This window comes from Prodigiosinella confusarubida (genome assembly GCF_002847015.1).
GTDB lineage: Bacteria > Pseudomonadota > Gammaproteobacteria > Enterobacterales > Enterobacteriaceae > Prodigiosinella > Prodigiosinella aquatilis.
The window spans coordinates 3288514-3303522 of sequence record NZ_CP025085.1; the positions used below are offsets into that span (position 1 = coordinate 3288514).

Annotated in this window: 14 protein-coding genes; 4 read left to right on the forward strand and 10 right to left on the reverse strand. The window is 47.5% G+C overall.

Annotated features, from left to right (window positions below; all coding sequences use genetic code 11):
- Positions 1 to 260 precede the first annotated feature (260 nt).
- Both guaD and CWC46_RS14985 read left to right on the forward strand, forming a co-directional pair.
- Positions 261 to 1568: a guanine deaminase gene (gene guaD, locus CWC46_RS14980; RefSeq protein WP_037380909.1), complete on the forward strand. Its 1308-nt coding sequence runs from the start codon at positions 261 to 263 to the stop codon at positions 1566 to 1568.
- Between the two features lie 237 nt (positions 1569 to 1805).
- Positions 1806 to 3575: a sensor domain-containing diguanylate cyclase gene (locus CWC46_RS14985; protein WP_021015746.1), complete on the forward strand. Its 1770-nt coding sequence runs from the start codon at positions 1806 to 1808 to the stop codon at positions 3573 to 3575.
- Between the two features lie 41 nt (positions 3576 to 3616).
- On the opposite strand, the gene CWC46_RS14990 is transcribed toward CWC46_RS14985, so the two are convergent.
- A complete protein-coding gene (locus CWC46_RS14990) occupies positions 3617 to 4270 on the reverse strand; it encodes a metallophosphoesterase (RefSeq protein ID WP_021015745.1) in 654 nt (217 codons plus the stop codon).
- A 364-nt stretch (positions 4271 to 4634) separates the two neighbouring features.
- Between CWC46_RS14990 and CWC46_RS14995 the strand changes: the two genes are divergently transcribed.
- On the forward strand, positions 4635 to 5039 hold the full coding sequence (locus CWC46_RS14995; protein WP_021015744.1) for a hypothetical protein: 405 nt from the start codon (positions 4635 to 4637) through the stop codon (positions 5037 to 5039).
- Between the two features lie 258 nt (positions 5040 to 5297).
- On the forward strand, positions 5298 to 5531 hold the full coding sequence (locus CWC46_RS15000) for a hypothetical protein (RefSeq protein WP_021015743.1): 234 nt from the start codon (positions 5298 to 5300) through the stop codon (positions 5529 to 5531).
- Between the two features lie 122 nt (positions 5532 to 5653).
- Here the strand turns inward: CWC46_RS15000 and CWC46_RS15005 are convergent, their stop codons facing one another.
- The 9 genes from CWC46_RS15005 to CWC46_RS15045 form a co-directional block, all read right to left on the reverse strand.
- Positions 5654 to 6355 (reverse strand): ArsR/SmtB family transcription factor, encoded by a 702-nt coding sequence (locus CWC46_RS15005; RefSeq protein WP_021015742.1) that lies wholly within the window; start codon positions 6353 to 6355, stop codon positions 5654 to 5656.
- Positions 6356 to 6357: 2 nt separating this feature from the next.
- On the reverse strand, positions 6358 to 6750 hold the full coding sequence (locus tag CWC46_RS15010; RefSeq protein WP_021015741.1) for an amino acid-binding ACT domain-containing protein: 393 nt from the start codon (positions 6748 to 6750) through the stop codon (positions 6358 to 6360).
- Between the two features lie 4 nt (positions 6751 to 6754).
- Positions 6755 to 7066: an antibiotic biosynthesis monooxygenase family protein gene (locus tag CWC46_RS15015; RefSeq protein ID WP_021015740.1), complete on the reverse strand. Its 312-nt coding sequence runs from the start codon at positions 7064 to 7066 to the stop codon at positions 6755 to 6757.
- Between the two features lie 341 nt (positions 7067 to 7407).
- A complete protein-coding gene (locus CWC46_RS15020; protein WP_021015739.1) occupies positions 7408 to 8964 on the reverse strand; it encodes a 2-isopropylmalate synthase in 1557 nt (518 codons plus the stop codon).
- On the reverse strand, positions 8961 to 10235 hold the full coding sequence (locus tag CWC46_RS15025; RefSeq protein WP_021015738.1) for an MFS transporter: 1275 nt from the start codon (positions 10233 to 10235) through the stop codon (positions 8961 to 8963). Before CWC46_RS15025 ends, CWC46_RS15020 begins: the two co-directional genes overlap by 4 nt.
- A complete protein-coding gene (locus tag CWC46_RS15030; RefSeq protein ID WP_021015737.1) occupies positions 10232 to 10846 on the reverse strand; it encodes a cysteine hydrolase family protein in 615 nt (204 codons plus the stop codon). The genes CWC46_RS15025 and CWC46_RS15030 overlap by 4 nt, the downstream gene beginning before the upstream one ends.
- A complete protein-coding gene (locus tag CWC46_RS15035) occupies positions 10843 to 12726 on the reverse strand; it encodes an FAD/NAD(P)-binding protein (protein WP_021015736.1) in 1884 nt (627 codons plus the stop codon). The genes CWC46_RS15030 and CWC46_RS15035 overlap by 4 nt, the downstream gene beginning before the upstream one ends.
- Positions 12723 to 13919, reverse strand: coding sequence for a pyridoxal phosphate-dependent aminotransferase (locus CWC46_RS15040; protein ID WP_021015735.1), 1197 nt, complete (start codon positions 13917 to 13919; stop codon positions 12723 to 12725). Before CWC46_RS15040 ends, CWC46_RS15035 begins: the two co-directional genes overlap by 4 nt.
- A gap of 48 nt (positions 13920 to 13967) precedes the next feature.
- Positions 13968 to 14975 carry a TauD/TfdA family dioxygenase gene (locus CWC46_RS15045; RefSeq protein ID WP_021015734.1) on the reverse strand — a complete coding sequence of 336 codons (1008 nt, stop codon included), beginning with the start codon at positions 14973 to 14975 and terminating at the stop codon, positions 13968 to 13970.
- Positions 14976 to 15009: the final 34 nt, after the last annotated feature.

The window sequence follows — 15009 nt, forward strand, 5'->3', positions numbered from 1 at the left end:
AACTTATTATTGACGCACAATCACCTGTGCTTTTAATATCAGTTTGCTTTTACTGATTTTCAGTCACTTGCCGTGCCAACACGTTCGGATAAACCGTTGAGCGCGGTAAGCAGATAAACCTTCATGACGATGGTGTTACTTCCCGCCTGCACTATCAAAAATCAGACTTTATTTCCATTTCATAAACTCTGATGTCAGGATTGATTTTTATGGACAAATTTCTTCGTTACACACTTGTAATTCTATTTATGGGGATATGCATGACTGCTGAGGCCGACACCCAGGCATACCGTGCCAGCGTGTTATATTTTGTCGCCGACCCGCAGCACGATGCACAGGCGACTCATTTCCTTGAAGATGGTTTACTGGTTATCCGCGACGGTAAAGTCGTTGAAGCCATTGATTACACCAGCGTACCGACTGCTCGCCTGAAGAGACTTCCCATCACCGATTATCGCGGCAAACTACTCTTGCCCGGATTCATTGATACGCATATCCATTTTCCACAAACAGAAATGATTGCGTCTTATGGTGAACAATTGCTGGCGTGGCTCAATACCTATACTTTCCCTACCGAACGCAAGTTTGCTAACGCAGACTATGCCCGGCAGCGTGCTGATTTTTTTATTCAGGAGCTACTGCGTAACGGCACCACCACCGCGATGGTGTTCGCCACGGTGTATCCACAATCGGTTGATGCCCTGTTCAACGCGGCGGCCCAAAAAAATATGCGGCTGATTACAGGTAAAGTAATGATGGACCGCAACGCGCCCGATTATTTGCGCGATACGGCGCAGCAAAGCTATGAGGACAGTAAGGCGCTGATCAAAAAATGGCATCACCATGGGCGGCTGCTGTATGCGGTGACGCCACGCTTCGCGCCCACATCAACGCCGGAGCAGTTGGCGCTGGCGGGTCGTCTGCTTAAAGAATTCCCGGATGTCTATTTGCAAACGCATCTTAGCGAAAACAAAAATGAAATTGCCTGGGTAGAATCGCTGTTTCCGGAAAGAAAAAATTATCTGGATGTCTATGCACACTATGGTCTGACCGGGTCTCATTCCGTATTTGCCCATGCAGTTCATCTGGATAGCGATGAAATCCATACGCTATCTGCCAGTCACTCTGCCGTAGCATTTTGCCCAACCTCAAATCTGTTTCTGGGCAGTGGTCTGTTCCGGCTGCGTCCGCTGAAAAACGCCGGTATCCGCGTCGGTATGGGAACCGATGTCGGCGCAGGAACCAGTTTTTCACTGTTGCAGACACTGAATGAAGGCTACAAAGTGCAGCAATTACAAGGCGAAAAACTGTCAGCGCGCGAAGGGTTATATCAGGCGACATTGGGTGGTGCCACGGCATTATCACTGGATGATAAAATAGGGAATTTCCTGCCCGGTAAAGAAGCGGATTTTGTGGTATTGGACTGGGCCGCCACACCGTTACAACAGTTGCGGCAGAGTCAGGCCCACTCGCTGGATGAAAAGCTATTTGCCTTGATGATGCAAGGTGATGATCGCAACATTCTGGCGACCTATGTCAACGGCACTCGCGTCTACTCGCGCTTATAGTGCGAAAAACCGGGTACGGCGGGTACCCGGTTTTTCTACGATCCCCGGCAAGCTGTCGCTACCGCCATTTAGCAGCATAAATTCCTGGTAATCCGCCCGGCCACCGCTTTCCTGCATCTAAAGATATAGTAGTTATAATTATGTCATCACTATCGCATGGCCGGCTATCCCATGCTTTTCAACTCCACAGGAAGGAGAATTAACAATCCACAACAACTCAATATATAAGGCATAAACATGACGCCTCTTGGACCTGACAGTACTGAGGAACAGCGGAGCACTCTTCTGCGAATGATGAATATTCTTGATGCGCAACCGATCGAAGAAATGGAACACATCACGCGCATTGCCCAGTCCTTTTTTCAGGTCAGTAATATAGTAATTTCGTTGCTGGATACCAAACGGCAGTGGTTTTTACCGCGCCAGAATCCGCCCAGGTCGGAGGCACTGCTGATTGCCAACGATTCACATGAAGACGCGCATTTTTACAACGATCCGACAGTGACCGATGAAAAACACATCCAGTTTCATGCCTGCTATCCATTGTGCTCTGTTCACGGTATCTCGTTAGGCACACTCTGTTTGTATCACAATAAACCGAGAGCATTTACCACTACACAACTTGAGCAGTTAGGTGCCCTGGCATATATGATACAAACCTGCCTGCAGAAAATGGAGATAGAAGCCGAGTCAGCAATCACACATGATATGCTGCGCAAAACCAACTATATCAACACGCAGATTTTCTCACGATCCGCCATCGGACTGGTGCTGATGTCACTGGACAAGCGGCCTTTAAAAGTCAATCCGGCCATATGCACCATGCTGGGTTATAGCGAAAAGCAGTTATTAAACACAGCGATGAAAGATATTACTTTCCAGGATGATTTATCGATATCAAATGCGTTGTATGGCCAAATACTGCGGGATGATGAGCATCATGGGGTGATCCAGAAACGGTATATCACCGCTGATGGCTCTCTGTTATGGGCAATGGTATCAATTTCCATGTTGTACAACCCGGATGGTAGCCAATATGGACTACTGCTGGCGATCAGTGATATCAGCGAGCAGAAAGACGCTGAATCAGCACTCATCACCTTAAGTCATGACCTGGAACAACACGTTGAACAACGCACCCAAGAACTGCAACGCAGTCACAACTTTATTCAGGATATTACCGACCATATTCCGGCGATGATCTCCTGCATTAGCCCAGACAATACCTTTACCTTTGCTAACCGCCATCTGCGTTCACTATTGGGATACAGTGACAATAGTTTTTATCATCTGGATATCCGCGGTATTATACATCCGGATATCGTAAATCTCTTTATCAGGAAACTGGAAGAGTCACGTCAGCAACACAAACCGATATTTTTTGACCATTCCATTGATATTCCTCCGAAAAAGAAAATCACGCTCCATACTGAAATGGTCCCGGCCAAATCGCCGGAAGATGGTACCTACGTGCTTTCCACGGATATTACTAAGCTGACATCACTGCGCGATCAGCTTGAGTTTGAAGCCAATCACGACCATCTGACCGGGCTACCCAATCGACGAGCGATAATTGCCTATCTGACCCATCTCGCCGGGAAACAACGCCACAGAGGTTTGGCTCTGCTGTTTTTCGATATTGATAACCTCAAATATTATAATGACCACTACGATCATGATTTTGGTGATCGGGTTATCAAGGCTTTTGCCCGTATTCTACGCAAACACACTCGCTCCGATGATCTGATTGGTCGATTATCCGGTGACGAATTTGTAATGATCGTCCATGAGAAAAAGAATCTGATTAAAGAGGTGGATGCCATTAGCAGGAAACTGAAGTTCTATATTGAAAGACCCATACTGATCAAAGGGGAAACCCTGTCTTTGTCAGCCAGTATGGGAAATACCCTGTTGAGCAAAGATGTCAAATTAGATGTAAGTGAATTTATTCGTCAGGCTGATGCCGCGATGTATCATGTTAAACGGAATAGAAGCCGGAAGGCCTGAACAAAACGGTGTCATTCTCACCAAAAAGTTTACTGCTGGCTTCATTGAAGCTGAATCAGGGTTAATTTTTTGGAAAAAAACGCCCCGGTGTCGATGTAATACTGATTCCAAAAGGTTTCAGGTTTATTGGTCGGCGTGTGGCCGAAAATGAACAAATCGGCCCCGGTTATCGGACCGCCAATCTTGTTCATCGCGTTACTGATACGCTTCCTGTTCCAGAGAACCTGGTTCAGATCGATAGTTTGTTCAAACGCATAGACGTCCGACGGATAATCCGCGTGAGCGATCACCGTCACGCTTCCACCCGCATTAACCTCAATGACATAGGGTAATTGAGCCGCGTTCACCAACAACGCGTTGACCAATAGCGCCTGATTATGCTCAAGACGAAAATACCAGCCACCCCCGTTATACACCCAGTTGGTGATGTTCCCGTCGTCGCGCAGACTGTCGATCGCCATTTGCTCATGATTGCCTCGCACAGCCCTGAACCATTTCTGATTAATCAGTTCAAGGCATTCCACACTCTGAGGACCGCGGTCTATCAGGTCACCAACCGAAATCAGCAAGTCCTGTCCGGTGTCGAAGCCAACGTCATCAAGTTTGCTCAGCAGCAACTGGTAGCAACCATGCAAATCACCTACAACATAGATGTGCGACCACGCTGAACCATCAATTCGTTGATAGATATCCATTGCCGTTGCCCCGCAAAACAGAGTGATAAATTAAAAAGACAGAGAACATGCATTACATCATTATAATAATGATTAATTATTTCGCTTGTATCTGTCCGTTTTATATCATATTTATATTCTATCGTTTTACACCGCTTCACGACGAAATAGTGATTTTGACCCTTTCAATATTGTTATCTACAGTTAAAACGTTAGCTATATATACCCGATAGAATTCAATATGCAGGAAAGTGACACGCCTATAGGTACTGCCGCACTTACCTAAGTAAGTGATTCAGATAAATAATGGCACTGACATATTCGCCATTTAAAAAATATCGGGTATCTCACTTAATGTAATATTCACGATACAGGAACAAATATAATGCAGAGAAAAATCACTCCGCGGTGTTGCGGTGTCGCTACCACTTCAGCATTACTCGTGTTACTCGTCACCTCCGCTAGTGCGTTAGCCGCTAATGTCAGCGGCACACTCACCAATTACAAGGGCAGCGGCACGAATTTTACCTATGTCGAACAAAAGTACGGCGGTGCTGGTGCGGGTCCTCGTGGTATCCGCATTATGTCGGGCACCCGTGACCAGACGTATAAATTCAGCCCTAATCCGCATGATGATCGCTGGTATAACAAGAATCAGACGGCATTCTACAAGCAAGCTGCTGAAGCATTGGCCGACGCCTACCTGGCCAAGACGACCAATCCCATGTTCCCAAGATATGGTTTTAAATCCACCATTGGTAACGTTGAGTATACTTATAATCAGCCATAATGTGGCTGGTAGCACAGCGACGGACTCGACGATTTATCATGATAATCGTCTGTCCATTCAGAGAATGGATTCTAATGATATTGTCGATGGCCTGTAAATATTGAGCATTTATTTCAGGCCAGATAAAAACACCATACATTCACGCCGCGATATTAAATATCACCCGTATTGAAAGTACATTTCGTTTTAATAGACGCTATTCAGATACTGCAATCCGTATCATGTTATACTGAACATCCTTCTGTTGAGTACCCATTCATGAAATCAGATGACACGCTAGACTGGTATCCAGCCCAGCTCCCCCCCGTTAAAATCATATTAGGCAATGCGGTGCTTGAGGTTTCAAAACTCGGTCGCCCCATTAATACCAGAACGTTGCTTGAGTTTCTTCAGGTAACTCAGGAAAAACAAAAACGGCGTGATGACAAAATCGCCATGCAAACAGCCATTGATGTACTTAGAGATAATCAGAGAATACATGGACGAATTTAATGATTAAAAACCGTCGCCACCGCCTGACCGGGACAACGGCTGGCTACAACAGTGTTACACACCATGCCGGTTTTTTTTCACATGATGTTTGCCGGGGTGGCGTTTGTTACTGCCGGAAACGGTCAAATGTCGACGTTAAATAGCTTTCTGAAAGCCCGCTTGCCATCAGGGGTTATGGTTACTTCCCTGAAACCTGGTGTTTTGGTTAACCATCCCTTCTGCTCACAGGTAATGAAGAATGCCGCCCCCGCCGCCCCGCCGAGATGAAATCGTCTTTCACTCCAGTCGAGACAAGCGCAACACGCCTTACGCCGCGTTTTCGGATCAAGCACTACGCCCAATTTCTGAAACTGCATACTGCCAGTGGGTGTCATTGCGGCGCCATCAGGGGTAACCCAACCGTTATTCGCCATATAGTCGTAAATTCTTACAGCGATTTCTCCAGCCAGGTGATCATAGCAAGTGCGGGCATGACGTATTTTTAGTGGCGCACGGGTTTTCGGTGGCGGAGTCCTTTTCCATGAAACGCCCATGATTGTTTCAACCAGTTCAGCAATATCACATCCGGCAAGGCGATAATAACGATACCGCCCCTGGGATAAGCAAACTATCAATTTACGCTCCACGAGTCTGGCCAGGTGAGTGCTGGCGGTTGAAGAAGCGATATCAGCAACGGCACTCAGCTCGGTTGCCGTCCATGCGCGACCGTCCATCAGTGCGCACAGCATTTTTACGCGTGAAGCATCAGACAGGGCAGCGGCGATGGCTGCCACGGAAAGCTCCAGTGAGTCGTCATCTTCAATAGGTTCGCTATTTTTATGCATGCTCACTGAGGTAAAACAGCCCATTTTTCGGTTACTTTGTCAGCAACAGTATTATTGTCCGTGACAAGGATTAGTTGATTTTCATGATCGCTGTATTGAGTAAGGATGTTGATTCCGTTTTCAGCCAGCACCGTCGCTATTTCACCCAGTTCTCCGGGTCGCGCCTGCCTGAGCTTTCTGATCAGCGGCTTTTGTACATTTTGTACCTGGAACCCTTCAGTCTCAAGCACTGAACAAGCCTTTTTGCCATCGTTGACCAAGAAGTGGGCGTGACTTTCATTACCGATGGCGAACACACCACCGCCCTCAAGACCGACGCCGTGGCGGCCCAGAACAGTCCCGAGGGAGGCTAACGCGCCAGGTACGTTTTTCAATACAACATGAACATCATACATCTGATTATCCTTTTGTATTTGATGAGTAATCTCTGATTACGTTGACAATACGAATCCTGTAGAAAGAAAAAATGGACTCACGTCCTTCAGCCTGGGCTGCTTTGTGAAAAACATTCTCCTTCCATAGAGTTACCGCGTTTTCATCCCGCCACCAGGATAACGAAAGTATTTTCCCCGGTGTTGACACACTTTGGAATCGCTCAATGGCAATGAATCCATCTATATCGGCAAGCCGCGGTTTTAGTTCTGCTGCGAGCTGTAGGTAACGCGCTTGTTTGGCTGGAACCGTATCCGCTTCAAAAAGTACCGCTATCATGATTTTTACCTCTGATATTCGAGTGAGCGTCACTTTACTGGTTTCATGGTTGAATACTTCGATGGTGAGCGAAATAAGAATGGAGTAATGGTGCTTTTTCCTGCCGCGTTGACATCGGCACCGTTCCCACGGTATTTCGCTGCAAAAAAATGAGTGGGTAGAAATTTAACCAAATATCAAAACCAGCATTATTGCAAGCATTGCCGGCATACTATTTTTGCGGTCCGTTATTCTGGCCATTTGCAGTCGGTTGAAATAAGGAAGGTCCGCTAATGGACCTTCCTCTTCAGGAGTTACTTTTTATATTGGCAGGCACTCTGCTTTACCAAGCATTTGCATCTTCACAGACAACGGTCTGTCTGGTTTTCTGCTACGGCTGGCAGTGACATAACCAGTTGAAACCAAGCCTTATTCCGGCTTTCAGCTTCGCTATTCCCCCGTCCAACCCCGAAGACAAGATCATTTTGCCATGTTGCCCAGACGTAACTCATAATCTGCGAATCCCGGGTCCGGTGGCTATCCCATTGTGGTTGCAAATTATATTGAGTGGCATCTGGTCGTTCTTCATCATGGCTGAATTTCTTGGCCTCAACGTCGAAGAAAGCCAGAAACTGGCGATATAAAAACTCGTGCCCCAGTTCCTTATTACAGATATCAGCCATCACCTGGATATGCTGTTGAAAACGAATTAACAGCGGACGGGGTGGACGAATACCGTAATAATAATCCAGTAAATACCCCAGCCCCCCTTTACCCGACTGTCCATTAATCCTGATGATCCCTTCGTAATTACGTCCTATATCATGTGGATCAAGCGGTAAATAAGGTACATCCCAATATGTCCGATATTTTTGTAACTCCAGAGATTTACGGATTGCATCCTGATGCGAGCCAGAGAATGCTGTGAATACCAGACTACCTGCATAAGGGTGGCGAGCCGGTACAGCCATACCGGTGGAGGATTCATAAATATTCACCACCTTAGGTAGGGAGCGGAAATCGATCATGGGATCAATGCCCTGGACGAGCATATTAAGTCCAAGCGTCACCAGGTCGACATTACCGGTTCGTTCTCCGTTGCCAAACAGCGTTCCTTCGACACGTTCGGCACCGGCGAGCATGGCCATCTCCGCTGCTGCAACCGCACATCCACGATCGTTATGCGGGTGGATACAGAGGGTCACTTTATCCCGGTGATGCAATTGCCCAGATATCCACTCTATTTGATCTGCATAGACATTGGGTGTACTCAGTTCAACGGTCGCAGGGAGGTTGATGATAATATTGCGTCCCGTTTCGCCAACCCACAGATCGATAACCGCATTGCAGATTTCCACTGCAAAATCCATTTCGGTAGCAGTAAAACTTTCCGGCGAATATTGCAGAATCCAGCGTTGCTCAATGGGTTCCATTGCAGCCATCAGCCAACGGATGCCCTGCAATGCCAGTTCTGTCACCTGCGTACAGGAAAGATTAAAAACCTGCTCCCGCTGTTGTGGTGAGGTGGAGTTATAGAGATGAATGACCGCCTCTGGCACGCCGCGTAATGATGCTACGGTTTCAGCAATCAGACTTTCCCTTGCCTGTGTCAATACCTGTATCCGCACATCATCAGGAATCAACTGCTTATCAATTAATGCACGAACAAATTGATAGTCAGTTTCGGAGGCCGCGGGAAAACCCACCTCGATCTCCTTGTATCCCATTGCAATCAGTTGATGGTAAAGCGCCAGCTTCTGTTGCATTTGCATAGGCTCGGGTAATGCCTGATTACCATCACGCAAGTCAACGCTACACCAACGGGGGGCTTGCTTTAACATTCTGTCCGGCCACTGCCGTTCCTGCCAGCTAAATGGTGTTGAATGACGGTACTTCACACCAGAGAGTTGTGCTGTCATGCCGTTTCCCTCGATGTTGTGACTTCCACTTTCGGAAAGAAAATCAGTGCAATAACAGCACACAATGCCGATGCCAGCCAGACGCTACTCCAGCTCATTGAGGTTTGTAGCCAGGGAATGGCAATTGGCGTGATAAACATCACCACAAAAACACTGGTATTTCCCATTGCCAGTGCGGTTCCTGCCCTCTTTGCCCCGGCCATTGAAGCAAGTTCCGTATATGCCACACCATGCCATGCTGAAACCACCATGCCAGACAGAATAAACAGGCCGACCAACAGTAAAACTATTTCCCGCGTGTGCGATAACGTTGGCCATAACCACACCAGTACACTCAATAGAACAAAAGAGAGGATGCTTAACAGCGTACAGCCACGAAGATAACCTTTGCGGTTTTTCTTCTTGTCGGTCCAGCGCCCGCTCCAGATACGCAGTACCATGGCACCAATCTGAATCACCGCAAGGCAGACGGAAACCACGACCACATCAATATGTGCAAAGTCATGCAGAAATACGGAACCGAACGTCAGTAGCGCAAACTGTGGGCCGCATAAAATGCCAATTGCCAGCACGATCTTCCAGATCGCCGGGTCCTGCAATGGCCCTTTGCCGGTTATGGGGGCGGCAACGGCTGTCACATGTCTTTTTTCTCTTGCAAGATCAGGTTCGTGCAACCAGAGCCAGGCATAGTATCCGGCGACAACACACAGCAACGCGGAAACGATAAATAGAACGACAAACCCATAACGTGCTGCCAGCCAGGGCAGCAAAAGCGCTCCCAACCCATACCCCATAGGAACCGCCGTCTGGCGGATACTCATCGCCAGACCCCGTTCCCCTTCCTGAAACCAGGCCATGATCGCCCTACCACTGGAGCCATTGACACTACTTCCCAGCAACCCGATACCCAGAACGCCGGCAATCAACAGCCAATAGGCTGGCACAAAACCGTTATGCGGCGCCGCAAATGCCGCCATCAACAACAACATGGCACCGGTGCTTAACAGCCCGGTAATCAAAACCGGCCGATCACCCCACCGGTCTGTCATTAACCCCCAGGGCAGCTCACTGATAGCGATCCCAAGCCCCAGCATCCCGAGGACAAACCCCAACTCAGCATTAGTAATATGGTAATCGGCCCGCATAAAAACAGCCGTCGCAGGCAATCCGCCGACGACCATAGAGAAGCATGCATTGGCGGCCACACCAATACTTAGTACTTTCCAGCGATGGCGTACACCACGCAGTGTTGTTGTCACAGTATCAGTCATTGGATTGCCTCCGGTGATTTTTTCGGTGCTGTAATAAGCGAGAGTTCTGCCGTTGTAGACAAGGTTGCTATGCTGCTGATAACTTCCAGGCCAGCCTGATGTTTCACTTCACTGATTGCGGATACCGCATCCTTCAGCACTATGATGTTAAAACCACGATCATGAGCACTCATCGCCGTTGCCAGAACAACAAATTCGGTTGATATGCCAGCAAGGATCAGGGTATCTACGCCCATACTTCGCAGCGTTAGCTCCAGGTTAGTTTGGTAAAATGGATCAACGCGGTGTTTGCGAATAACGTTCTCTTTAGAAAGTGGCGCTAACTCGGCGATAATATCTGTCGACCACGTATTGAAGCACAGCAGGTGATTGTGGCGTGCTATGTCAAATATTTCAGATCCGACCGGACATTCGACATAGTTTTCAGAAAACCCGACCACCACATGCAATACAGGAATTTGGCTGGCGCGAGCCAGTTCAAGCGCCTGGGCTGCATGTTTCACCACATCATTTTCTTTGGCCTGCTGAAAATAGCCCATCTGTGCGTATACACCATGGGGGTGGACAATTTCATTGAGAAAATCCAACATCAGTAACGCCATTTTCTTCATTGTCTAATATCCTGATTCAGGTTCGGGACGACGGGTAAGGCCGTCAGAATGTGTTCTGCAATAGCATCCGCATCACAAATAAAATCCGTCCAATAGCCCGGACGACTACTCCCCGCAGACATAAACCATCGTGTGTGTTCACTGGGTATTCCGATAACATAGAGTTGCCGGACAGCTTCTCCCTGCTGGTTTAGAGGATGGAAAGGTGCACGTGTTACAGCAACGCCCCCGGTTACCACCCGTGTATGGCCATCTTCCGGCGTAAAGTTTTGCCAGATACCACGCTGGCAGAGTGCCTGGGTAAGCGGTGATATATCCCGTGCCAGATCCTGGGAAGGTACCCTGGCATCCAGGAGTGTCTGTACATGCCAGACGGCGCCTTCGACCTGTGGAGAGGTGAGTTCAAAACAGCCCGACGCATCATCACAGGAAATCTGCATATGTGGCCCGACGACATGCAGAATATTTGCATCTATCAGCGCCAGCATTTGTCTTGTGCGATACCGTGGTGGACCTGCAGAAAGCAACGCACTAACGGGAGAATAACGGTGGAGAAACGCATCCCTGAAGGATGACGGCGTCAATCCACCGAAATCGACCACTCTGCGGACAAGGCCGCGCGTATCGCGCAGCGTATCCAGGGCAGCCTTCAGTGGGTTATCAACATTCCCCCCTTCGGCCTCCAGATAATCACGGACAAGCTCTTCGCGAAGTACGGCACGGAAATGGTCCGCTGAGATAAACTGGCGAGCGCCGAACGGATCCCCAAGCTGATAAATATCCAGCGCAGGTAAGTCTGTAACACCAAAATTTCGAGCGATATCGGGAAGGGAGTCAAACGCCTCTTCAGGCAAGGACTGTATATAATGACGGAATTCATTTTCTGCCGATGCACCATAGCGCTGACGGATTACAGTGGCGTACCATGTCAGATTGACCTCTGCCATTAGCAGAGGTAACACCTCACGATCAAAGTCAACTTGTCCTCGCAGGGCAAGTGCCTCGGCATGCTCAGGTGTAAACAGAACACTCTCATAGCGAAAATTATGGTGCTTCTGATTCCGTCCACGGCCAGGAATCGGCAAACTACTCCGCGAACCGGCAATTAATTGAGGTTCACGACCCGAAGGCAGGTAGCGCAGCGAACCGTCAGGTTGTTCTTTGAATTCGCCTCCTCGCGCGGTTGTCAACGCCGCCATTACATCCAAAAAAGAGAGTCCCAAACCCAGGATGCCGACATGACTCCCTGCAGGGATCGTATCCAGCGGCATATCTGCCGCCGAATCACCCTGGATCCAGCGCAGTCCTGGGTGGTTTTCAGCGAAGTTTTGCCATTGCTGTTCCTGAATTGAGAGCCGATTTTTAGGATGTCCGGTGGCAATGACGACGCGATCCACCGTCAGCGTCTTGCCATCCAGAAAATGTAAAGTTGCCTGCTGTTCGTCAACAGGAATGATATCGACAACCTCTGCTTGTCGAGGGAAAAAACGCTGTGTATCGGTGAGTGATTTTTTAATACAGTCCAGGACAAACTGCATGTATTCACCATAGAGTGCCCGTGGAGCCCAGGCATTGGTGCCAGGAAAATCATCGCGAGTCTGTTTCCACCAGATTGCCAGGGACGGTCCACTGCCAGGTCTGGCATTTTCGACATCTCCCTCGCCAGAAAAGGCGGACACCTCTTCGGCAACAGTGTTCATTACAAAGCAACTGTCTTGATCCTGGCGCCATATCCGCCCGGTTCCTGGATGCTGTTTGTCGATGTAGTGGATATCGATCTCAGCATTCGGCTGGCTCTGCAACCTGGCGGCTAAACGTTCCAGTACGGACAGCGCCCGTGGACCGTTGCCGATAATGGCAATACGTAGCGGCGTCGTCATGACACCTCCCGTAATACATCATATTTGGCAATAGACTGTGTGATGCTATCCATTGCAGCGACAATAGTTTCCATTGCTCCCGCAAAAGATAATCTGATCGCCATTGATTCTTCTTTGCCAAATGCGGTTCCGGGGGTTACAGCGACATGCGCATGGGTGAGCAACCAGTGCGTAAATGCCTGTGCATCTCCCATATCCAGCCCACTGATATCGGCATAGACATACAGTCCTCCCTCGGGGGCCCGGCATTCGATACCGTCTATCATATTCAGGCAACTGACCATAAAATCACGGCGTTTTCGGTATTCCGTTACCATATCAAGCATGGGTTGCCTATCACCTATTAGTGCGGCCAGTCCCCCTTGCTGGATAAATGAACCTGCGCAACCCACACTGTGTTGCTGTACCTTCAGCATTTCATTCAGCAGGTATTCCGGAGCGCAGAGATAGCCCAAGCGCCATCCCGTCATTGCCCAGGCTTTAGAGAAACCACTAATCGTTACCGTCCGCTCGAACATTCCAGGCTCGGCCGCAATGCTCCGATGAGGATCGGGAATGTAGCGTATGTGTTCATAGATCTCATCCATGACGACGAATAGATCATGTTCCTGAGCAACCTGACAGACAGCCTGAATTTCATCCTCAGTAAGAATGCGCCCGGTTGGGTTATTTGGATTGTTGAGCAGTAATACACGCGTTTTGTTGGTGATACAGCTCTTCAATGCCTTACGGGTTAACTGAAACTGATTCTCACGCTTTAACGGTAAGGCAACTGCTTTTGCTCCAGCCATTTCAGCCATCGCTATATAACTCACCCAACAAGGTGAAGGGATAACAATCTCATCCTCTGGATTAAGTAATGTCATCAGGGTAATAAATAATGCATGTTTCGCTGAGGGGGTAACGATAATATTTTTATCCCAACTAACAGGGAGATGATTTTCCTCAAAAAACTGATTAGCTATTGCTTTTAACAAGCTGGGAGATCCTTTGCTTGCTGTATAATGTGTAATACCATTTTTCATAGCTGAAACAGTAAAGTTTACTATATATTCAGGTGTGGCAAAATCTGGCTCTCCCCCACCCAAATCATAAATCACTTTACCTTCCGCTTTCATTAATTTCACTTTATCAAGAATGGCATAGGTTTCAGAAAGGCCTATGCGTTTAACACGATCGGCTACGCATCTCATATTAGATTTTCTGCTTTTAATAGATGGAAGAATTATTTTTATAACGAATTAATCATTAACACGCCCAAATATTCCATTGTCCCAGTAGTCCTTATACTGCGCTGCTTGTTTCTCGTCACGAAAGGCATATGTTTTTAATAGCCAGCGACGCGCAGCATTTTCTTTATTCTGAATATCAATTTTCTCCCGATTATGCAAACCATCCTGGTTAGCAAAAACCAACAGATCCCCCTGAATAATACGGTGGCGTTGTTTTTCTGCTTTTGTCATTGCCTGCATAAAAGCAATCAGTGCTTCTTTTGCCTGAACCGGAGCACATGGAGCAACCTGGGTCAATGTGTCCAAATAACGAATACTGTGATGGTTTTTAAGGATAGCATGGTCTGGCGAACTGATCTGACGGCTATTTGTCTCACGGGAATAAACATCAAACTCCGTTCTGTACCATGGCTGACGCAGTGCTTCCTGCAACTCTTCTGACAAATGCTTTATTAGCTCTTTGCCATCAATATAGCCGGTAAAAATCAGTTCTTCATCAGGACAACGTAAACCGAGTAGCGTGACAAAATCAGCACGTACCGCATGTGCTGTACGATCGTTGTGATAAACAAGTTCGCTGTCACTGAACCCGGTTAATTGTCCACTGTATTTCCGAATTGCAACGACATCAGTAAAGAAGTCTCCATTATGGCGACTGCCATATGCCAGAAGTGGTGTGCCTGTTAATAATGAAAAGGTTTCAAGTAATGCTTCACCAATAAACGTTTTTTTCTTTTTATATTTATCTGCAAGTGGATTGTCAGGGTCTAATTCCGGAATATCAGTATCTCGTGGGCAATTACGTAAAACATGAATATCACTGATACCCTGTTTTCTTTCATCCTTTATTGAATTGCAAATATCAACAAAAAAGCCTGGCACTCTTTTTAATTGGCAAAGCTCACTGACTACATATTTAAATTCTTGATAGTGTACATAAGGACTTATAACAATTTGATTAAAAAAATGAGTTAATTGCTTATTCTCTTCATCTGAGAAATGATAAAAAGGCTTCATGATTTTTTGCATCCTGTCAATGGAATTGTAATTA